Origin of the sequence: Sphingosinicella ginsenosidimutans (genome assembly GCF_007995055.1) — a bacterium.
In the GTDB taxonomy this organism is placed as follows: Bacteria; Pseudomonadota; Alphaproteobacteria; order Sphingomonadales; family Sphingomonadaceae; genus Allosphingosinicella; species Allosphingosinicella ginsenosidimutans.
In genome coordinates this window covers 2284420-2303630 of sequence record NZ_VOQQ01000001.1, presented here as the reverse complement: position 1 = coordinate 2303630, position 19211 = coordinate 2284420, and the positions used below count along the sequence as shown (strand labels likewise).

General features: G+C 68.7%; 16 protein-coding genes and 1 tRNA gene. 12 read left to right on the top strand and 5 right to left on the bottom strand.

All coding sequences use genetic code 11. The annotated features are described in order from the left end of the window. Nucleotides 1–8: 8 nt before the first annotated feature. A complete protein-coding gene (locus FRZ32_RS11430) occupies nt 9–731 on the bottom strand; it encodes a ParA family protein (RefSeq protein WP_147043619.1) in 723 nt (240 codons plus the stop codon). Nucleotides 732–923: 192 nt separating this feature from the next. On the opposite strand from FRZ32_RS11430, the gene FRZ32_RS11425 reads away from it, so the two are divergent. Together FRZ32_RS11425 and FRZ32_RS11420 are read left to right on the top strand one after the other, a co-directional pair. After that, complete coding sequence (locus FRZ32_RS11425; protein ID WP_243445275.1) at nt 924–1895, top strand: SPOR domain-containing protein; 972 nt, start codon at nt 924–926, stop codon at nt 1893–1895. Between the two features lie 111 nt (nt 1896–2006). Further along, the gene (locus FRZ32_RS11420; RefSeq protein ID WP_147043618.1) at nt 2007–2288 is read left to right on the top strand and encodes a hypothetical protein; all 282 of its coding nucleotides are present in this window, start codon (nt 2007–2009) and stop codon (nt 2286–2288) included. Here the strand turns inward: FRZ32_RS11420 and serB are convergent. Further along, nucleotides 2285–3151, bottom strand: a complete 867-nt coding sequence (gene serB, locus FRZ32_RS11415) for a phosphoserine phosphatase SerB (RefSeq protein WP_147043617.1) — start codon at nt 3149–3151, stop codon at nt 2285–2287. The two genes, FRZ32_RS11420 and serB, sit on opposite strands and share 4 nt — an antisense overlap. Here serB and miaA point away from each other — a divergent pair. From miaA to FRZ32_RS11400, 3 genes are read left to right on the top strand one after another with little or no spacing between them, the layout of a single operon-like run. Continuing rightward, on the top strand, nt 3150–4082 hold the full coding sequence (gene miaA, locus FRZ32_RS11410) for a tRNA (adenosine(37)-N6)-dimethylallyltransferase MiaA (protein ID WP_424141304.1): 933 nt from the start codon (nt 3150–3152) through the stop codon (nt 4080–4082). The two genes, serB and miaA, sit on opposite strands and share 2 nt — an antisense overlap. 9 nt (nt 4083–4091) lie before the next feature. After that, nucleotides 4092–5075 carry a ketol-acid reductoisomerase gene (gene ilvC, locus FRZ32_RS11405; RefSeq protein ID WP_147043615.1) on the top strand — a complete coding sequence of 328 codons (984 nt, stop codon included), beginning with the start codon at nt 4092–4094 and terminating at the stop codon, nt 5073–5075. Next, nucleotides 5072–5767 carry a hypothetical protein gene (locus FRZ32_RS11400; RefSeq protein ID WP_147043614.1) on the top strand — a complete coding sequence of 232 codons (696 nt, stop codon included), beginning with the start codon at nt 5072–5074 and terminating at the stop codon, nt 5765–5767. The genes ilvC and FRZ32_RS11400 overlap by 4 nt, the downstream gene beginning before the upstream one ends. Nucleotides 5768–5862: 95 nt before the next feature. Here FRZ32_RS11400 and mutL read toward each other — a convergent pair whose 3' ends face one another. Continuing rightward, nucleotides 5863–7683 (bottom strand): DNA mismatch repair endonuclease MutL, encoded by a 1821-nt coding sequence (gene mutL, locus FRZ32_RS11395; protein ID WP_147043613.1) that lies wholly within the window; start codon nt 7681–7683, stop codon nt 5863–5865. 141 nt (nt 7684–7824) lie between these two features. Between mutL and FRZ32_RS11390 the strand changes: the two genes are divergently transcribed. The 6 genes from FRZ32_RS11390 (at nt 7825) to FRZ32_RS11365 (ending at nt 13630) form a co-directional block, all read left to right on the top strand. Continuing rightward, nucleotides 7825–8868 (top strand): rod shape-determining protein, encoded by a 1044-nt coding sequence (locus FRZ32_RS11390; protein WP_147043612.1) that lies wholly within the window; start codon nt 7825–7827, stop codon nt 8866–8868. A 12-nt stretch (nt 8869–8880) separates the two neighbouring features. Then, nucleotides 8881–9867 (top strand): rod shape-determining protein MreC, encoded by a 987-nt coding sequence (gene mreC / locus FRZ32_RS11385; RefSeq protein WP_147043611.1) that lies wholly within the window; start codon nt 8881–8883, stop codon nt 9865–9867. Further along, the gene (mreD, locus tag FRZ32_RS11380) at nt 9864–10382 is read left to right on the top strand and encodes a rod shape-determining protein MreD (RefSeq protein ID WP_147043610.1); all 519 of its coding nucleotides are present in this window, start codon (nt 9864–9866) and stop codon (nt 10380–10382) included. The genes mreC and mreD overlap by 4 nt, the downstream gene beginning before the upstream one ends. After that, the gene (mrdA, locus tag FRZ32_RS11375) at nt 10379–12343 is read left to right on the top strand and encodes a penicillin-binding protein 2 (protein WP_147043609.1); all 1965 of its coding nucleotides are present in this window, start codon (nt 10379–10381) and stop codon (nt 12341–12343) included. Before mreD ends, mrdA begins: the two co-directional genes overlap by 4 nt. A gap of 13 nt (nt 12344–12356) precedes the next feature. Further along, nucleotides 12357–13466: a rod shape-determining protein RodA gene (gene rodA / locus FRZ32_RS11370; protein ID WP_147043608.1), complete on the top strand. Its 1110-nt coding sequence runs from the start codon at nt 12357–12359 to the stop codon at nt 13464–13466. Between the two features lie 88 nt (nt 13467–13554). Then, nucleotides 13555–13630: transfer RNA gene (locus tag FRZ32_RS11365), tRNA-Lys, on the top strand. Between the two features lie 120 nt (nt 13631–13750). Here FRZ32_RS11365 and FRZ32_RS11360 read toward each other — a convergent pair. After that, nucleotides 13751–14551 (bottom strand): hypothetical protein, encoded by an 801-nt coding sequence (locus FRZ32_RS11360; RefSeq protein ID WP_158635908.1) that lies wholly within the window; start codon nt 14549–14551, stop codon nt 13751–13753. A gap of 98 nt (nt 14552–14649) precedes the next feature. Here FRZ32_RS11360 and FRZ32_RS11355 point away from each other — a divergent pair, with 98 nt between their 5' ends. Further along, the gene (locus FRZ32_RS11355; protein ID WP_147043606.1) at nt 14650–16806 is read left to right on the top strand and encodes a sugar nucleotide-binding protein; all 2157 of its coding nucleotides are present in this window, start codon (nt 14650–14652) and stop codon (nt 16804–16806) included. Here FRZ32_RS11355 and glf read toward each other — a convergent pair whose 3' ends face one another. Next, entirely contained in the window at nt 16807–19014 is a 2208-nt protein-coding gene (gene glf, locus FRZ32_RS11350; protein ID WP_147044446.1) for a UDP-galactopyranose mutase, read from the bottom strand. Between the last annotated feature and the right edge of the window lie 197 nt (nt 19015–19211).

Sequence of the window (19211 nt, the reverse complement as noted above, 5' to 3'; positions counted from 1 at the left end):
CCTCCCCGTCACTGGCCCATCACGCGGCGGCCGAAGCCGGACGCGGGACGCTGCTGCTGGATCGCGTGGGGGACGCTCGCGGTCGGCGCCGCGAAGACGGTGCGGCGGAAATTCTTTTCGAGCCGGTCGGCGATATAGGACCACAATTCCTGGACCTCGGCCGCCGATTTGCAGCCCGGATCGACCTCCATCACGGTGCGCCCGTCGATCATCGAGGCGGCGAAATCGGTGCGGTGGTGGACGGTGACCGGGGCGACCGTGCCGTGCTGCGACAGCGCGACCGCGGCTTCATAGGTGATCTTCGCCTTGGGCGTCGCGGCGTTGACGACGAAGATGAGCGGCTTGCCGGCGCGCTCGCACAGATCGACCGTGGCCCCGACGGCGCGCAGATCGTGCGGGCTCGGGCGGGTCGGGATGACGATCAGCTCGGCGACCTGGATGACGCTCTGGATCGCCATGGTGATCGCCGGCGGCGTATCGATGACGGCGAGGCGGAAGCCCTGCTGGCGGAGCACCTCGAGATCCGCACCGAGCCGCGCGACCGTGGTCTGGGCGAAGGCGGGCGCTTCATCCTCGCGCTCGTTCCACCAATCGGCGAGCGAGCCTTGCGGGTCGATGTCGATGAGGCAGACGGGGCCGTAGCCCGCGCGCTGCGCCTGGACGGCGAGATGCCCGGAAAGGGTCGTCTTGCCCGATCCGCCCTTCTGGGACGACAAAGCCAGAACGCGCATGAATTGATCCTCGGTTCCCCACGATTGGGGAGGGATTTGGCCTTCCGATCCTAAAATCACGTTAACGCTGAAGGCGGACGGGCCGTGGACCGAACTGCCTCCGTTTCGGCGCAAAGCCATGATTTTCCTGCTAAGACGGCGTTAACCACGCCCCGGTAGACCCGGCCCGAAATTTCATTGGAGCCGCTTTCGATGCGTATGACCTCCCGGATGCTCGCCGCCGCCGCGATCGCTTGCGCCGCCCCGCTCGCCGCCCAGACGGTCGAGGCCGGGGTCGAGGCCTGGCAGCATGGCGATTATGACCGCGCCGTCGCAGCGTGGCAGCCGCTGGCGGCGCGCGGCGATGCCGATGCCGCCTTCAATCTCGGCCATGCCTACCGGCTCGGCCGCGGCGTCGCCCAGGACATGGCGACGGCGGAGCGTTATTATCGCCAGGCGGCCGAGGCGGGGCATGTCGAGGCGCAGGCGATGTACGGCCTGCTCCTGTTCCAGGACGGCCCGCGGCAGGAGGCGATGCCCTTCGTCCAGCGCGCCGCCGAACATGGCGATCCGCGCGCGCAATATGTCTTCGGCACGGCGCTGTTCAACGGCGATCTCGCGCCGCGCGATTGGCCGCGTGCTTATGCCTATATGATCCGCGCCGCCGCCGCTGGCCTGCCTTATGCGCAGACCCAGCTCGCCGAGATGGAGCGCAACATTCCGGACGCCGACAAGACGCGCGGCCGCGCGATCGCCGCGACGCTGGCGAGCCCGGCCAACGTGCAGGTGGCGAGCGCCAGCCCGCCGCCGCGTCCCGCGCCGGCGCCGGCGCCGGCGCAGCCGCCGCGGATCGCGACGACCAATGTGCCGCCTTCCCAGCCGGGCCGGGCCCAGCCGCCGCGCGCCGAAGCGCCGTCGCCCCGTCCGTCGACGACCGCGTCGCCCACCCCTGCCCCCGCGCCGGCCCCGTCCGGGCGGTGGCGCGTCCAGCTCGGCGCGTTCAGCTCGGATGCCAATGCGCGCGCCGCCTGGTCCCAGGTCCGCGCCCGCCTTCCCGGTCTCCAGCCCTTCTACGTCCGCGCCGGCGCGGTCGTCCGTCTCCAGGCCGGCCCGCTCGCCAGCCGCGACGCCGCGACCCGCGCCTGCGCCGCCGCGCGCCAGGCCTGTTTCCCGGTCGCGCCCTGACGCTTTCTTAACCATCCGATTTAACCGGGCCTTGGCGGCTGCCGTTTATGGCGGTTGCTGAGCAGGGGAAAAATCGTGGCGGCTGCTGGGGTTATCGAAAATCGGTCGACGATGGCGTCGCGCTGGCGGCGGCGGCGGATGTGCGTGCTGGTCGCCGAGATGCCGATGCCGGCGGCGCTGCGGCGCGTCGATGCCCGCGGCGCGATCGTCGAGACCAATGCGCGGCCGGCGCTTGGCGATCGGGTCAGCCTCAGCCATCCCGAGGCCGGGACGATCGATGCGCGGGTGGATGCCGTCACGCTCGACGCGGTGTCGCTGCGCTTCGCCTGTTCGGAACGCTCGGTCGCCTTCGCCCTCGCCGCGATCGCCGCCGACATGAGCCGCCCGGCCTAATCCTCGACCCATTCCGCGCGGGCATAGCCCTGGGCGTAGAGCAGCGCGGTGAGGTCGTTCACCTCGATCCGCGCATCCGCCGCCGCCGCCGCCCTGGGCTTGGCATGATAGGCGACGCCGAGCCCGGCGGCCTCCAGCATCGGGATGTCGTTGGCCCCGTCGCCGACCGCCAGCGTCTCGGCGATGGCGATGCCGCGCGCCGCCGCGGTCTCCAGCAGAGCCGCCCGCTTCGCCTCGGCCCCGACGATCGGGCGCGCCACCCGGCCGGTGAGCGCGCCGGCCTCGATCTCCAGCTCGTTCGCCCGCGCCGCATCGAATCCGATCGAATCGGCGACCGGCAGCGCGAAGCGGGTGAAGCCGCCGGAGACGAGCAGGGCATAGGCCCCGTTCGCCCGCATCGTTCGCACCAGCGCCCGCGCGCCCTTCGTGAGCCGCACCCGTTCCTCGCGGCACCGGTCGATCGCCGCCGCATCGAGCCCGGCGAGCAGCGCGACCCGCGCATCGAGCGCCGCCTCGAAATCGAGCTCGCCGCGCATCGCCCGCTCGGTGACCTCAGCGACCTCGGCCCTGAAGCCCGCAAAGTCCGCGAGCTCGTCGATGCACTCCTGCCCGATCATCGTCGAATCCATGTCGGCGAGGAGCAGGCGCTTGCGGCGGTTGGCCTGCGGCTGGACGATCACGTCGACATCCTCGATCAGCCCCTCCAGGCCACGCCGCGCCGCGCCGGGATCACCGGAAAACACGAAATCCCCCGCGCGATCCTCGTCGATCCACGCAAAACCACGCGTTCCGAGCACATCCTCCGCCGCGGAAATATCGCCGCGCGCCAGCCGGTCCTTTGCTATCAGGGTCGCGATGAACATGACGTCTTCTGGAAAGCCTCCGGTCGCGCTCATCGCAGGCCCGACCGCGAGCGGCAAGTCGGCGCTCGCCTTGGCGCTTGCCGAGGCCGCGAACGGTACCGTGATCAACGCCGACAGTGCCCAGGTTTACAAGGACTTGCGGGTTGTTTCTGCGCGTCCGTCCCAAGCCGATGAAGCGCGCGCGCCGCACCGGCTCTACGGCACGCGCGACGGCGCCTTCGCCTGCTCGGCCGCCGATTGGGCCGCCGAGGCCAAAGCCGAGATCGCCGCCGCCCACGGTGCCGGCCGCCTGCCGATCCTCGCCGGTGGCACCGGCCTTTATCTGCGGACCCTCATCGAGGGAATCGCGCCGGTCCCCGACATCGATCCGGCGATCCGCGCCGCCGTGCGCGCCCTTCCCGTCGCCGAGGCTCATGCCGCGCTCACCCGGGAGGATCCCGCCGCGGCGGCGCGTCTGCGGCCGAGCGACACCAGCCGGATCGCGCGGGCGCTGGAGGTCGTACGGTCCACCGGCCGGCCGCTCGCCGACTGGCAGAAGGAAAAGGTCGGCGGCATCGGCGGGCGCGTCGCGCTGCGCCCGATCATCCTGCTGCCGCCGCGCGCCTGGCTCTACGCCCGCTGCGATACGCGGTTCGAGGAAATCTTTTCCGATGAAGGGATTGAGGAGGTTCTCTCACTTCTTGCGCGAGGATTGTCGCCCGCCGCTCCGGTGATGCGGGCCATCGGCGTGCCGGAGATCGCGGCCTTCCTCGCCGGCTCGCTCACGCGCCCCGAGGCGCTGGCGGCCGGCCAGGCGGCGACCCGTCAATATGCCAAGCGCCAATATACCTGGCTGCGTCACCAGCCGCCCGCGGACTGGCCGAGGTTCGAAAGCGCGCTGGACTCGCCGTCCATCGAGGCCGAGCTTGTCGCAGCCCTTTCGCGATCCTAGGCCCGGCCCATGCACGTCTATCTCGACAAGGATATCGACCTCGGCCTGATCCGCGCCCGGCGGGTCGCCGTCATCGGCTATGGCAATCAGGGCCGGGCGCAGGCGCTCAACCTGCGCGACAGCGGCGTCGAGGTCACCGTCGCCCTGCGCGCCGGCTCACCCCGGCGGCACGGGGCGCAGAGCGAGGGGTTCGAGGTCGTCACCGCCGCCGAAGCCGCGGCGGAATGCGATGTCGCCATCCTGCTCGCCGCCGACGAGGATCATGGCCGCATCTATGAGGAGGAGCTGGCCCCGCATCTGCGCGCGGGCGCGGCGATCGGCTTCGCGCACGGCCTTTCGATCCGCTTCGGCCTCATCAAGCCGCGCGCCGATCTCGACATCTTCCTCGTCTCGCCCAAGGGCCCCGGAACCGCGCTTCGCCGCGATTTCGAGGCGGGCTCGGGCCTCGTCTCGCTGTTCGCGGTCGATCAGGATGCGAGCGGCGGCGCGGAGGCGCTGGCGCTCTCTTATGCCGGCGCCATCGGCAGCGGCCGGGTCGGCATCCTCCCCACCAGCTTCGCCGAGGAATGCGAGGCGGACCTGTTCAACGAATCGGCCGTGCTGTGGGGCACGATCCCCGAGCTGATCCAGGCCGGCTTCGAAACCCTGGTCGAGGCCGGCTTCGCACCCGAAATCGCCTATTTCGAATGTCTTACAGAGGTGAAGCTCATCGCCGATCTCATCTATGAGCGAGGCATCGCCGGGATGCGCGAGGCGATCAGCAACACCGCCGAATTCGGCGCCCTCGACGGCGGCCCCCGCATCGTCACCGACGCGACCCGCGCCGAAATGCGCCGCATCCTCGCCGAGGTGCGCGACGGCCGCTTCGTCGAAAAGCTCCTCGCCGACGCGAAGGCGGGCTATCCGCGCCTCCGCGCCTCGCGTGAAGCGGCGCGCGCGCATCCGATCGAGGCGGTGCGGCGCGAGATTCTCGATCTGGGAGGGACGACATGACGAAGCCGACGATCCTGGCGGCGCTCTGCCTCGCCGCGGTGGGCGCCCTCCCCGCGTCCGCACAGACGGCGCCCGCGCCGAGCGCCGCACCCGCCAATGCGCTGGTCGGCACCTATCGATTGCAGGGCGGCCCCGACACCGTCTCCGTTCTGGAGCTCGGCGCCAATGGCCGCTTCCGCTTCATGCTCTCGGCCGGCGCGGTCGATTTCCACGCCGAGGGCAATTGGCGAAGCACGCCGCGCGCCGTGATCCTCACCACCCAGCCGCGCCCAGTCCCCGCCGCCTTCACCGCCGGCGCGCCGAGCCACGGCGACGGGCCCTTTCATGTCCTCGTCGCCGATCCGCAGGGCCGAGGCCTCGCCGGGATCGATCTTCGCGTCGGCTTCGCCGATGGCGGGGTGGTCGAGGGCTATACGCAGGACGACGGCTGGACCCTCCCCGATCGTCGAGGCCGCGCGGCACCGGCCTGGATCGAGCTTGCGCTCGCGATGTACAATATTCCGCCGCAGCGTTTTCCGATCGATCCGGCCGCGGGCAACCGCCTCGCATTCACGTTCGTGCCTAACGATTTTCAGGTCTTCGATTTCGACAATCAGGCACTCGACATTTCCGGCACCAGCCTGATCATCCACGGTCCCGGCGGCGACGGAACCTATGTCCGCGAGGCGGCGCGCGCCACTTCGTCGAATTGAAGCCCGCCTTCAGCCCCGGGGGCGGTGGAGCGCTTCGTCGCCCACATAGCTGTGGACGTAAGCAACGGTTTCGAAGCGGTCGGGAGATGACACCGTCATTTCCTCCCGAACAGTTTCTCGATGTCGCCATGCGCGAGCTTCACCCAGGTCGGGCGGCCGTGGTTGCACTGGCCGCTGTGGGGCGTCACCTCCATCTCGCGGAGCAGCGCGTTCATCTCGGCGACCGAGAGGAGGCGGCCGGCGCGGACCGACCCGTGGCAGGCCATGGTCGCGGCGACATGGTCTAGCTTTTCCTTGAGGCCGAGGGCGGAATCGAAGGCGGCGAGATCGTCGGCGAGATCGGTGACGAGCCCCTTGATATCACCCGCGCCGAGCATGGCGGGCGTCGCGCGGACCAGCATCGCGCGCGGGCCGAAGCGCTCCAGCTCCAGCCCCAGCTCGGCCAGCTCGTCGAGCCGTGCCTCCAGCCGGTCGCAGGCGGGCTCGTCCAGCTCGACCACTTCGGGCAGGAGCAGCGCCTGCCGCGCCACCCCGCCATTCGCCATCGCGCGGCGCATCCGCTCGAGCACCAGCCGTTCGTGGGCGGCGTGCTGATCGACGATCACCAGCCCGTCCTCCGCCTCGGCGACGATATAGGTGGCCGCGACCTGGCCGCGCGCGACGCCGAGGGGGAAGGATTGCGCTTGCGGGACCGGTTCGACAGCGGCTTCGGCCCGGGCCTGGGGGGCGAAGTCCTGCGAACGATCCTGCACTCGCGTCACCCCCGCGAAAGCGGGGGTCCAGCTGCCTTGCCCGGCCCCTCCGCCGGGGAAGAAGGAAGCTGGATTCCCGCTTTCGCGGGAATGACGGAGGAGGTCGGGGGAGTAGCGGTGGAGATCGGTTTCACTCTGCCAGTTCCCGAGCGCCGCCGCGCTCGGCCGCTGCGCGGAGCGGTGGCCGGCTTCGTCGAGGGCGTGGCGAAGGCCGCCGACGATCAGGCCGCGAATGCCGGCGGGATCCTTGAAGCGGACCTCGGTCTTGGCCGGATGGACGTTGACGTCGACCTCCTCGGCCGGAACGTCGATGAAGAGGGCGAGGACGGGATGGCGGTCGCGCGCGAGCAGATCCTGATAGGCGCCGCGCACCGCGCCGATCAGCAGCCGATCCTTCACCGGGCGACCGTTGACGAACAGATATTGGTGATCGGCGATGCCGCGGTTGAAGGTCGGCAGGCCGGCGACGCCGCCGAGCCTTGCATTGCCCCGCACATAGTCGACGGCGATGCTGTTCGCGGCGAGATCGCGATCGGTGAGCGCGGCGACCCGGTCCGGCCGGTCCTCGCCCGCCGCGACGCTCAGAACGCGCCGCCCTTCATGGTCGAGGCTGAAGGCGATGTCCGGGCGCGCCATGGCGAGCCGCTTCACGACATCGAGGCAGGCGGCATATTCGCTGCGGACCGAACGGAGGAACTTGCGGCGCGCCGGCACCTTCGCGAACAGATCCGCGACGCTCACCCGCGTGCCCGGCGGCAGTGCGGCTGGCCCCTCCCCCGCCAGCCGGCCATTGTCGATGGTCCGCGACCAGCCATCCTGCCCGCGCGTGCGGCTTTCGATCGTCACATGGGCGACGCTGGCGATCGATGGCAGCGCCTCGCCGCGAAAGCCCAGGGTGCCGACCTGGTCGATCTCGTCGCCCTGCAGCTTGGAGGTGGCGTGGCGCTCCAGCGCGAGCGCAATCTCGTCCGCGGCCATGCCGCATCCGTCGTCGGCGACCTCGATCCGGTCGATCCCGCCGCCGGCAAGGCTCACCGCGATGCGCGTGGCACCGGCATCGATCGCGTTCTCGACCAGCTCCTTCAACGCACTGGCCGGTCTTTCCACCACTTCACCGGCCGCGATTCGATTGACCAGATGCTCGGGCAAACGCCGTATTGACATGATTTTGTCTCTAGACGATGCGCGGCCGACCCGCGAGACGTGTTCGACTCTTTTGTGGACCGGGGGCGCGGGCCCATCCTATAGAAATGTCGCCGGAAGGCCGTGCCGGCCGCCCGCCAGCCGAAAGCGAAACGCAAGCATATGTCGATGTTCAACTTTCTGAGGCTCCCGTCGCACGACATGGCGATCGACCTCGGCACCGCCAACACCGTCGTCTATGTCCGGGGCCGCGGCGTCGTCCTGAACGAGCCGTCGGTCGTGGCGATCGAGACGACCAACGGCGTCAAGCGCGTCAAGGCGGTCGGCGACGACGCCAAGCTGATGATGGGCAAGACGCCCGACCAGATCGAGGCGATCCGCCCGCTCCGCGACGGCGTGATCGCCGACATCGACGTCGCCGAACAGATGATCAAGCATTTCATCCAGAAGGTGCACGGCCGCCGTCGCTTCCCGCGCTGGCCGGAGATCGTGATCTGCGTACCTTCGGGATCGACCAGCGTCGAGCGGCGCGCCATTCGCGATGCCGCCTCCAATGCCGGCGCCCGCCAGGTCTATCTGATCGAGGAGCCGATGGCGGCCGCGATCGGCGCCGACATGCCGGTGACCGAGCCGATCGGATCGATGGTCGTCGACATCGGCGGCGGCACGACCGAGGTCGCGGTGCTGAGCCTTCGCGGCCTTGCCTATACGACCTCCGTGCGCGTCGGCGGCGACAAGATGGACGAGGCGATTTCCTCCTACGTCCGGCGCAACCACAATCTCCTGATCGGCGAGGCGACGGCCGAGCGGATCAAGAAGCAGGTCGGCATCGCCAAGCCGCCGGCCAATGGCGGCGACGGCGAAACCGTACACATCAAGGGCCGCGATCTCGTCAACGGCGTCCCCAAGGAGATCACGATCAACCAGCGCCAGATCGCCGAGGCGCTGTCGGAGCCGGTCGGCACGATCGTCGAGGGCGTCCGGATCGCGCTGGAGAACACCGCGCCGGAGCTCGCTGCCGACATCGTCGACCAGGGCATCGTGCTCACCGGCGGCGGCGCGCTGCTCAAGGGGTTGGACGAGGTGCTTCGCGACGAAACCGGGCTGCCGGTCACGGTCGCCGACGATCCGCTCACCTGCGTCGCGCTCGGCACCGGCCGCGCGATGGAGGAAGAGGTGTTCCGCGGCGTCCTCCAGACCGCATAAGGAAGGGGCACGATGGCGCCGCCCGCCAATCGGCGCCCCGGCTACTCCCGGCGGGCGCAATATGGGCTGTTCCTCGGCTATGTGATCGCCGTGGCCGGGATGCTGGTCGCCGTCCTGCTGCTCGTCATCTCCATCGTCGATCCGCGCGGGTTCGCCGCGATCAAGGGCGCGGCGCTCGATCTCACCGCCCCGGTGAGCGGCGCCGGCCGTGCGGGGGTGCGCGGCGTCACCGGGATCGGCGACTGGATTTCCAACTATATCAATGCAGGATCGCAGAATGCCGGGCTCCAGGCCGAGCTTGCCGCCGAGCGGCGCGAGCTGGTCCGCGCGCGCATCGCGGAGGCGGAGAATGCTCGCCTTCGGCGCCTGCTCGGCCTCGCCCAGCGCGTGGAGGACGAGGTGACGATCGCGCGCATCGTCGGGTCGAGCTTCGATTCCTCGCGCCGGATGGCGATCCTGTCGGCGGGCAGCGCGGCGGGCGTGCGCCCGGGCCAGCCGGTGCGCGCGCCCGACGGCCTGATCGGCCGCGTGCTCGACACGGGCCGCTGGGCCTCGCGCATCCTCCTGGTCAGCGACGGCGCGTCGAGCGTCCCCGTCCGCGCGCTGCGCACCGGCACCCCGGCCCTCGCCGCCGGACGAGGCGACGGGACGGTGGAGCTTCGCACGCTCGAGGTCGGCGAAAATCCGTTCCGCGTCGGCGACATTGTCGTGACCTCCGGTGTCGGCGGCATTTTCCCGCCGGACGTGCCCGTCGCGGTCGTCACCGGACGCAACGGCGACACCGCCATCGCCCGGCCGCTCGCCAATCCGGCCCGCACCGATTTCGCGATCGTACAGCCCGTCTACCAGCCGGCGGCGGTGACCGGATCGGTCGACGCGGCGACCAGCCAGCTTGCCTTGCCACCCGTCGCCGCCCCGCCCCAGCCACCGCAGGGCGCCGCGCCGCGTCCGGCCCCGATCGCGCCCACGGGCAACAGCGCCGGGGCCGCGCCGCGATGAGCACGCGCATCGCCTCGTCCGAAGCCGAGGTCGCCGTCCGCGACCTTCGCCGCCGCTTCACGCCGCTGGCGTCGATCCTCGCGGCGACCCTGCTCGCCCTGCTGCCGGTCGTTGCCGCGACTCCGCTCCTCCCCGATTTCGGGTTCCTGATCTTCCTTGCCTGGCGGCTGCTCCGCCCGGAAATCTGGAGGCCATGGATGCCGCTCGGCCTCGGCCTCGCCAGCGATCTGATTGCCGGCCATCCGATCGGCCAGGCGATGCTGCTGTGGACCATGATCGGCCTTTTGGCCGAGCTCATCGATACCAGACTGGGCTTCCGCGATTACTGGATGGACTGGCTGATCGCGGCCGGCGCAATCCTGCTGCAAAGCCTTGGCGCGTGGTACATAGGCCTGCTCATGGGCAGCGACGTGCGATTCACCATCCTCATTCCCCAACTCGTCCTCGCCGCGCTCGCCTATCCGCTCGCGACGCGGATCGTCCTCGCCCTCGATCGCTGGCGGCTGGCGCGATGATCGGCCGCCGCCGCAACCGCCCGACCTCGCCGGCGGTCACCGAACTGGCGCAGGCGACCAGCTTTTCGCGGCGCGCCATCTTTCTCGGTGTCGCCCAGGCCGGGGTCGCCGGGCTGCTCGCCGGGCGCATGGGCTATATCGCGATCGCCCAGAACCAGCGCTATCGCGAGATGGCAGAGGACAATCGGGTTCAAGAGCGGCTGATCCCCCCGCGGCGCGGCTGGATCGTCGACCGGCACGGCCGGCCGCTCGCCGCCAACCGAAGCGATTTTCGCGTCGATCTCATCCCCGATCGGCTCGAGGACAAGGAGCGCGTGATCGCGGAGCTCGCCCGGATTCTCGATCTCACCCCCGATGCGCTCGCGCAGCTTCGCGAGGATCTCGCCAACGCCGCCGGCTTCCAGCCGGTGCCGGTCGCCGAAAACCTGTCGTTCGAGAAATATGCCGCGATCACGCTGCGCCAGCCGGAGCTTCCCGGCGTCGCGCCGATGCGCGCCTTCGCCCGCTTCTATCCCGAAGGCGCCGCCGTCGGTCACCTGGTCGGCTATGTCGGCACGCCCAATCGAGAGGAATATGAGGCCGAGAACCGCAATCCGCTGCTGATCGCGCCGGGCTTCAAGATCGGCAAGAACGGCATAGAAAAGGTCGAGGAGCAGCGGCTGCGCGGCCGCCCCGGCGCGGCGCGGATCGAGGTGACCGCGCGCGGCCGGCTGGTGCGCGAGCTCACCACCCGCCCCGACGTCAGCGGCGCGCCGCTCAGGACCACGATCGATGCCGAGCTCCAGAGCTTCGTCGCGCGCCGCTGCGGCGAACAATCGGCCGCCGTCGCCGTCATCGACGTGCCCAGCGGCGACATCCTGTGCTTCGTGTCGATGCCGAGCTACGATCCCAACAGCTTTTCCGACGGGATCAGCCACGCCGAATGGAACATGATGGCGCAGGACGAGCGCCATCCGATGATCAACAAGGTCCTCCAGGGCCTGTATCCGCCGGGCTCCACCTCAAAGCCGATGACGGCGGTGGCACTGCTCAAGGCCGGGATCGACCCGGAGCAGCGGATCAACTGCCAACGCGCCTGGCGCCTCGGCAACGCCGTGTTCCACTGCTCCGGCGGGCCGCACGGCCCGATCGCGATGCACCAGGCGATCGCGAAGAGCTGCGATATCTATTTCTACCAGATGGCGCTCCAGGCCGGGGTCCAGAACATCTCCCCGGTCGCCCGGCAGTTCGGCATGGGCGAGCGGTTCGATCTGCCCTTCCCCTCGCAGCGCTACGGGACCTGGCCCGATCCCGAATGGTTGCAGCGGCGCTTCCACCGCGAATGGCAAAGCTACGACACGGTGAACATGTCGATCGGCCAGGGCTATGTGCTGGTCAATCCGCTCCAGCAGGCGGTCATGGTCTCGCGCATCGTGAGCGGCCGCAAGGTGATGCCGCGCATCATCGCCGAGGGGCCGGCGCCCGCGTTCGATCCGCTCGAGGGGATCGACGAGGAGCATCTCGCTTTCGTCCGCGCCGCGATGACCGACGTGGTCAATGGCGGTGGCACCGCCAGCCGTTTCCGGCTGCCCGTCCCGGAAATGATGGCCGGCAAGACCGGGACCGCGCAGGTCCGCCGCATCTCGATGGCCGAGCGCGCCAGCGGCGTTCGCTCCAACGCGAGCCTTGCGTGGCGGATGCGCGACCACAGCTGGTTCGTCTGCTTCGCTCCGGCCCAGGCGCCGCGCTACGCCGCCTGCTTCCTGGTCGAGCATGGCGGCTTCGGCGCCAGCGCCGCGGCGCCGATGGCGAGGGACGTGATGACCTACCTGTTCGACAAGGACCGGGCGATGGCCACGCTCGCCGCCATGGAGCAGCAATGGGGCGGCACGATCGAGCAGCGGATGGAGGCCCGCGCCCGGACCTGGGCCGCAGCGGCGGCCGCCGGCGAAAGTCCGCCGGCGCCGACCGGCCACCTCTAGGCGGCGGCTGCCGATGGCCCTTCCAAGATTTCCGGCGCCGATCGCCAGCCTCCCGTGGCGCATGTTGTGGATCGTGATCGCGCTTTGCGGTTTCGGCCTCGTCATCCTCTACTCGGCCGCCGGCGGGCACATGACCTGGGCGCTGCCCCAGGGCATCCGCTTCGCCGTCTTCCTCGGCATGGCGATCGCGATGGGTTATCTGCCGCCGAGCTTCTACAAGGAATGGGCCTTCCTTGCTTATGGCGGGCTCATGATCATGCTGGTGCTGGTGGAAGCGCTTGGCGCGATCAGTGGCGGCGCGCAGCGCTGGCTCGATCTGGGGCTCGTGCGGCTCCAGCCATCGGAGCTGATGAAGCCGGCCATCGTCCTGGTGGTCGCGCGCTTCTACGACATGCTGCCGGCGCGCGAGATCAGGAGCTGGACCGCGATCTGGCCGGCGCTCGTCCTGATCGGCCTGCCCGCCGGGCTCATCCTGATTCAGCCCGATCTCGGCACCGCGACGATGGTGGCGCTTGGCGGGATCACGGTGATGTTCCTCGCCGGCATCCCGCTGCGCCTTTTCGTGGGCGCGGGGGTGGCGGCGGCGATCATCGTCCCGCTCGCCTATTTCTTCGGGCTCCACGATTATCAGCGGCAGCGGATCGCCATCTTCCTCGATCCCGAAACCGATCCGCTCGGCGCCGGCTATCACATCACCCAGTCGAAGATCGCGATCGGCGCCGGCGGGCTGACCGGCACCGGCTATCTGCAGGGCACGCAGAGCCATTTCGCCTTCCTTCCCGAGCCGCAGACCGATTTCGTCTTCGCCACCATGGCGGAGGAATGGGGGCTTGCCGGGGGCCTGTTCATCATCATCGGCTTCGCGCTTCTGATCCGCTGGGGGATCATCGTTGCGCTCGACACCAAGGGGCGGTTCGAGCGGCTGACCGCGGCCGGGCTCATCACCACCATCTTCTTCTACATGGCGATCAACCTCGCCATGGTGATGGGCCTCGCGCCTGTCGTCGGCATCCCCTTGCCGCTCATCTCCTATGGCGGATCGGCGATCATGACGGTGATGATCTGCCTTGGCGTGATGATGTCGATCGATCGCCGCAACCGCCTCGATCCGCGACGCAGATGAGCGTGCAAACAGCGGTTGCAATCGTCGCGCCCGGCCCCTAAATGCCCCCCTCGCGCCGGAACACCGACGCGCACCGCCCACCGGCGACGGACGCATAGCTCAGTTGGTAGAGCAGCTGACTCTTAATCAGCGGGTCCTAGGTTCGAGCCCTAGTGCGTCCACCATTTTTCTTTATAAAAATCAGCGACTTATGTCGCCGATCCCCAATTGCGGCTCGCTGCTTCTGGCATGCTAGCGCTATATTAGCCGGTGCGGAGTTTCGGCTCAGAACTGGAACTTCGCCGTCACGCTGGGACTGGCGGGAATTCCGTCACCATTGGAGCAACAAATGCGTGGACCCTGTGGTCCTCCGGGCTGTCCATCTGGATCAGCCACAGGTCCTTCGTGCCAGCGAAGTGAACCAAATGGTGATCCAGCAGCGCAGCGATGCGCACAATCCACTCCGCGATCGGGCGCTGGAAGTCGAGCACGCGCTCTGCGTCCTTGAACGGGTTCCAAGTGTGGATGCCACTGCTCGCCGTGTCGTAGAGGAAGACGAATTCGTCCTTCGTCAGGAAGCCGTCCTCCACCGGATCAAAGTGGTGGTGAACACCCAAGTGCCTGCTGACCCCGCGCTTAATAGGAGACGGGTAGAACTCGGGGTGCAGCTTGTCCATGCGCTCAAGGAGGCGCTTCGCTCGCCAGATGCTGCCGAGGTCGTTATGCACGGCCTCGTAGGTCTCGCGGTGAGCGATCAGCGAACTGAACGCAATCTGCTCAAGCACCTTCCGTAGGAGCAAACAGACGACCTCACCGTCTAGCCCTTCCGAGCCAAGAGGAGAGCGCCCCTCGGTGATCTCCTTGATGAGCCTCAGCCGAGCCTTCACGTCTTCCATGCAGTTGCAGTAGGCGACAGCGGCTTCCGTCATCCGTCCATGGTAAACGATGCCTTGCTGAGCCTCAATCGTGGTGACGTTTGTGCCATACCCGACGAACTCGTGCCGGAGTTGCGGGAGAACTGGCGCACTTGGGTCATCGGCAATGCCCTGCGCGAATTGGACCAGTTCCTCAGCCCGCCGCGGCCCCAGGTTGATCCAGGTTAGCACGATTTCGTGCAACCGATCGCGTCGCGCGCGGCTTTGAGGCGCATGACCAATGCGCGCAACGTCCCACGATACCCACGGCCGGGCACGCCGGCCGCAGGATGATCGCAGCCCGCCCTCCGCTCGAACTATGGGCCGGACCCGAATGCACGATCGTCCGGGTCGGCGATCGCTGGCGGGACCAGTTCCTCGAAACCGGACACCGGGACCGCGACGACGATATCGCGCGGATCGCGAGCCTGGGCGTGCGGACGGTGCGCTATCCGCTGCTCTGGGAAAGCATCGCGCCGGAACGATCGGATTGCTGCGACTTCGGCTGGAACGACAAGCGGATCGCGCTGCTGGACGCGCACGGGATCGAGGTGATCGGCGGCCTGCTCCATCACGGTTCGGGCCCCTGCTACACCAATCTGCTCGATCCGGATTTCCCGGCGAAATTCGCGGACTTCGCCGCCCGGGTCGGCGCGCATTATCCGGGAATCAGACGATGGACCCCGATCAACGAGCCGCTCACCACCGCGCGCTTTTCAGCGCTCTACGGCCATTGGTACCCGCATCTTCGCGATTATCCGTCCTTCCTGCGCGCCCTGGTCAATCAGTGTCTCGGCACGCAAGCGGCGATGCAGGCCTTGCGCGCGACCAACCCCGATGCCGAGCTCGTCCAGACCGAGGATCTCGGCAAGACCTTCGCGACGCCGCCGGCGCTGGAGCAGAGCCGGCACGAAAATGAGCGACGCTGGCTGTCCTGGGATCTCCTGTGCGGCCGGGTCGATGCGGATCATCCATTGTTCGACGATCTGGTCCGGGCGGGAATTTCGCCGCGCGAGCTCGAACGGCTGCACGGCGGAGCGGCGGCGCCGGCCATGCTCGGGATCAATCACTATCTGACCAGCGACCGCTTCCTCGATCACCGGATCGATCTTTATCCGGACCTGCCGGCCGGCGGAAACGGGCGGATCGCCTATGTCGACGCGGAGGCCGTCCGGGTGCCCGGCCTCGAAACCGGGCTTCGCCACCGGGCGCGCGAGGCCTGGGATCGCTACCGCCTGCCGATCGCCATCACCGAGGTGCATCATGGCTGCACGCGCGAGGAGGGGCTGCGCTGGCTCGCGGAGGTGATGGACGCCGCCGCTTCGGCGCGGGCCGAAGGAATCGATCTTCGCGCGGTCACGCTCTGGTCCCTGTTCGGCAATGTCGACTGGCGCTCGCTGGTCACCCGCGAGGATGGGCATTACGATCCGGGCGCGTTCGACGCGCGGGCGCCGGCGCCGCGTCCGACAGTGATCGCCAGGGCGGCAAGCGCCTATGCGCGCGGCGAGCGATTCCGTCACCCGGTGCTGGAGACGCCCGGCTGGTGGCGGCGGGACGCGCATTTCTACGCCTGGTGCGCCGGCGAAACTCATGCGCGGCAGCCGGCCGGAACGCCGTTGCTGATCACCGGCGCGACGGGCACGCTGGGCCAGGCCATGGCGCGCATCTGCGCGCACCGCGGGCTCGCCCATCGCCTGTCCGACCGGCGGGCGCTGGAGATATGCGATGCGGGGAGCATCGGCGCGGCGCTGGATCGGACACGGCCCTGGGCGGTCATCAACGCCGCCGGCTATGTGCGCGTCGACGACGCCGAGCGGGAGCCCGAGGCCTGCATGGCCGCCAACGCGCTCGGCCCCGAGCTGCTTGCCCGCGCCTGTGCGGAGCGCGGCATACCCCTCGTCACCTTCTCCTCGGATCTGGTCTTCGACGGAACCGGCGCGCGTGGCGCCTATGTGGAAAGCGACACGCCGAACCCGACCTCAACGTACGGGCGAAGCAAGGCCGAAGCGGAGCGCCGGCTCGCCACGATCGACGCCCAAACCCTCGTCATCCGGACCAGCGCCTTCTTCGGTCCCTGGGACCGCTTCAATTTCGCCTGGGACGTGCTGTCCGCGCTGAGCCAGGGCCGACCCTTCGCGGCCTCGCGCCACGTCGTGTCGCCGACCTTCGTCCCCGACCTGTGCCATGCGGCACTCGATCTGCTGATCGACGGCGAGACCGGCATCTGGCACCTCGCCAGTCAGGGCAGCCTCAGCTGGCATGATTTCGCACTCCGGATCGCCGAGGGCGCCGGGCTGGACCCCAAGCTGATCCTGGCGGATGAAGACGGCCCGGTCCGCTCGACCGCGCTGTCGAGCGAGCGCGGATGGATCATGCGGCCGCTCGACAAGGCCCTTGAATCCTACCTTCAGGACATCGCGCGCGCGCCGGCCGTGCGCGCCGCCTGATCATTCCGCCGCTTCGGTCCACATCTCCGATGCGGGCGTGCGCGCGGCCAGGCGACGATGCGCGGCAAGCGCCTGCCCCACCACCTGGTCCATATTGTAGTAGCGATAGGTCGCGAGCCGCCCGACGAAGGTCACCCCCGGCGTTGCATCGGCAAGCGCTTCGTAACGCTTGAACAGCGCCTGATTTTCCGCCCGAGGGATCGGGTAATAGGGATCCCCCTCGTCCTGCGGATATTCGTAGGTGATGCTGGTGTGGGGATGCGCCTGGCCGGTCAGGTGCTTGTATTCGGTGATCCGGGTGTACGGCACCGAGGGGTCCGGATAATTCACCACCGCGGTCGGCTGGAACGTCGGCACCTCCAGGGTGCGGTGCTCGAAGCGCAGGCTCCGATAGGGGAGCTGGCCGAAGCGGAAGCCGAAATATTCGTCGATCGGGCCGGTATAGATGATGTGCCCCGCCTCGATCTCGTCCGCCACCTCGCTATGGCTGGTGCCGAGCAGCAATTCGATGCCCGGCTGGTCGAGCATCTTTTCGAACATGGCGGTGTAGCCGTCGCGCGGCATCGCCTGGTATTTGTCGCCGAAATAGCGATCGTCGGTGTTGGTCCGCGTCGGAATCCGGGCGGTGACCGATTTGTCGAGGCCGCTCGGGTCGATACCCCACTGCTTGCGCGTATAGCCTCGGAAGAACAGCTCGTAGAGCTCGCGCCCCACGGCGGAGACGACGACGTCCTCCGATGTGCGGATGTCGGCCACCGGCTCGGCCCGGCCGGCCAGATAGGCGGCCGCGTCCGCCTCGCTGGCCAGGTTCAATCCGAACAGACGGTTCAGCGTGTCTCGGTTGATCGGGATCGGCACGAGCTGGCCGCGAACCTGCGCGAGCACGCGATGCTCGTAGGGGCGCCAGGCAGTGAACCTGGAAAGATATCCGAAAATCTCGTCGGAATTGGTGTGGAAGATGTGCGGTCCATATTGGTGGATCAGGATCCCGGCCGCGTCCGCGCGATCATAGGCGTTGCCGCCGACGTGGGGCCGCTTGTCGACCACGGTGACGCTCGCGCCTTGCTGGCTGGCCAGCCTCTCGGCGAGCACGGAGCCGGCGAAGCCGGCGCCAACGACGAGATAGTCGCAGCGCCGCTTCCTGCGCGCGAGGATCGCGGGCGCCTGTGAAGGTCCCTCCATCGCCTCGCGGATCAACCCCGCCATGCGCGCGAAGGTCGTGTCCCAGCTCAGATTGGCAAGCTTGGTGTCGACCTCGGCGAGCCAGTCGCCGTCGGCCCCGAGTTCGATCGCCCGTTCGCATGCCCGGACAAACGCCTCACCGCGTTCAGCGATCAGCACGCCCTCGACATCGCCATAATGGCGGATCACGTCGGTGATCGGCGTCGAGACCACCGGGCGACCTCCGGCGAGATATTCCGGGGTCTTGGTGGGCGAGATGAACCGCGTCGATTCGTTGATCGCAAAGGGCATCAACGCCACGTCCCAGCCGCCAAGATAGGCGGGGAGCTCCTCATAGCTTCGGCCACCGAGATAATGCAGGTTCGGCCGGCGCGGCAGATCGGCCGGGTCCACCTTCACCACCGGGCCGACGATGACGATCGACCATTCGGGGTGGGCATCGGACAGCGTGGCGAGCAGATCGAGGTCCATCCGCTCGTCGACGACGCCGTAAAAGCCGAGGCGCGGCCCGGGAAGGTCCGCCTGGTCGGCCGGCTCGCGCTGCGGCTCGCGCGCCTGCGCGAAATGCGCGCGATCGACGCTCGACGGGAAGGGGTGGATGTTGTGATGCCGGTTCCGCTTGGCCTCATAGAGGCTGTAACCGCCGGTGAACACAACGTCGGCGCGCTGGAGAAGCTGCTGCTCGAGCTGGAGGAGCTCCGCCGGCGCAAAGCGGAAATTTGCAAGCTCGTCCATGCAATCATAGACGGTGCACGACGCGGGCACATGCTGCGCGAAGGGCAGCATCATCGGCGTATAATACCAATGGATGAGCGGCCCGGCCTCACCGGCCAGGAACCCGTCGAGCAGCTCCTTGAGCACCGCGGTCCGCTTTTCTCCCGTCAGCCCCTCGGGAATCGACGGGGTCACCACGACGACGCCGGTTTCCGCGCAGGTCCTGATGCCCAGCGCCGGGTCGCATTCCGGCAGCGCCGGCTCGGGCTCCTCCCAGTAGATGACCCGCCGCTCGCGCGCGAAGCGGCTCATCAGGTGCTGCGGCCTTTGGAACACGAAGTTCCAGCGAAGGTGGGAAAAGCAGATCAGGCCCGGCTGGGCATCGGACGGGCGCACGGCCGGCGCGGCGGCGTCGGTGGGAGGAAGCAACTCGAAATCCCTGTTAAAACGGGTTACGGACATTTCCAGAACGTCGCGCAAACGCGCGCGGTTCCTGCGCCCGCGACGAA

Bases quoted from the DNA above. Each gene is read 5' to 3' on its own strand.
- mreC (WP_147043611.1), top strand. From the start codon at position 8,881: ATGGCGCCGCCCGCCAATCGGCGCCCCGGCTACTCCCGGCGGGCGCAA.
- serB (WP_147043617.1), bottom strand. From the start codon at position 3,151: ATGTTCATCGCGACCCTGATAGCAAAGGACCGGCTGGCGCGCGGCGAT.
- FRZ32_RS11420 (WP_147043618.1), top strand. From the start codon at position 2,007: ATGGCGTCGCGCTGGCGGCGGCGGCGGATGTGCGTGCTGGTCGCCGAG.
- FRZ32_RS11430 (WP_147043619.1), bottom strand. From the start codon at position 731: ATGCGCGTTCTGGCTTTGTCGTCCCAGAAGGGCGGATCGGGCAAGACG.
- mreD (WP_147043610.1), top strand. From the start codon at position 9,864: ATGAGCACGCGCATCGCCTCGTCCGAAGCCGAGGTCGCCGTCCGCGAC.
- mrdA (WP_147043609.1), top strand. From the start codon at position 10,379: ATGATCGGCCGCCGCCGCAACCGCCCGACCTCGCCGGCGGTCACCGAA.
- rodA (WP_147043608.1), top strand. From the start codon at position 12,357: ATGGCCCTTCCAAGATTTCCGGCGCCGATCGCCAGCCTCCCGTGGCGC.
- FRZ32_RS11400 (WP_147043614.1), top strand. From the start codon at position 5,072: ATGACGAAGCCGACGATCCTGGCGGCGCTCTGCCTCGCCGCGGTGGGC.
- FRZ32_RS11390 (WP_147043612.1), top strand. From the start codon at position 7,825: ATGTCGATGTTCAACTTTCTGAGGCTCCCGTCGCACGACATGGCGATC.
- glf (WP_147044446.1), bottom strand. From the start codon at position 19,014: ATGAGCCGCTTCGCGCGCGAGCGGCGGGTCATCTACTGGGAGGAGCCC.
- miaA (WP_424141304.1), top strand. From the start codon at position 3,150: ATGACGTCTTCTGGAAAGCCTCCGGTCGCGCTCATCGCAGGCCCGACC.
- ilvC (WP_147043615.1), top strand. From the start codon at position 4,092: ATGCACGTCTATCTCGACAAGGATATCGACCTCGGCCTGATCCGCGCC.
- FRZ32_RS11425 (WP_243445275.1), top strand. From the start codon at position 924: ATGCGTATGACCTCCCGGATGCTCGCCGCCGCCGCGATCGCTTGCGCC.
- mutL (WP_147043613.1), bottom strand. From the start codon at position 7,683: ATGTCAATACGGCGTTTGCCCGAGCATCTGGTCAATCGAATCGCGGCC.
- FRZ32_RS11355 (WP_147043606.1), top strand. From the start codon at position 14,650: ATGATCGCAGCCCGCCCTCCGCTCGAACTATGGGCCGGACCCGAATGC.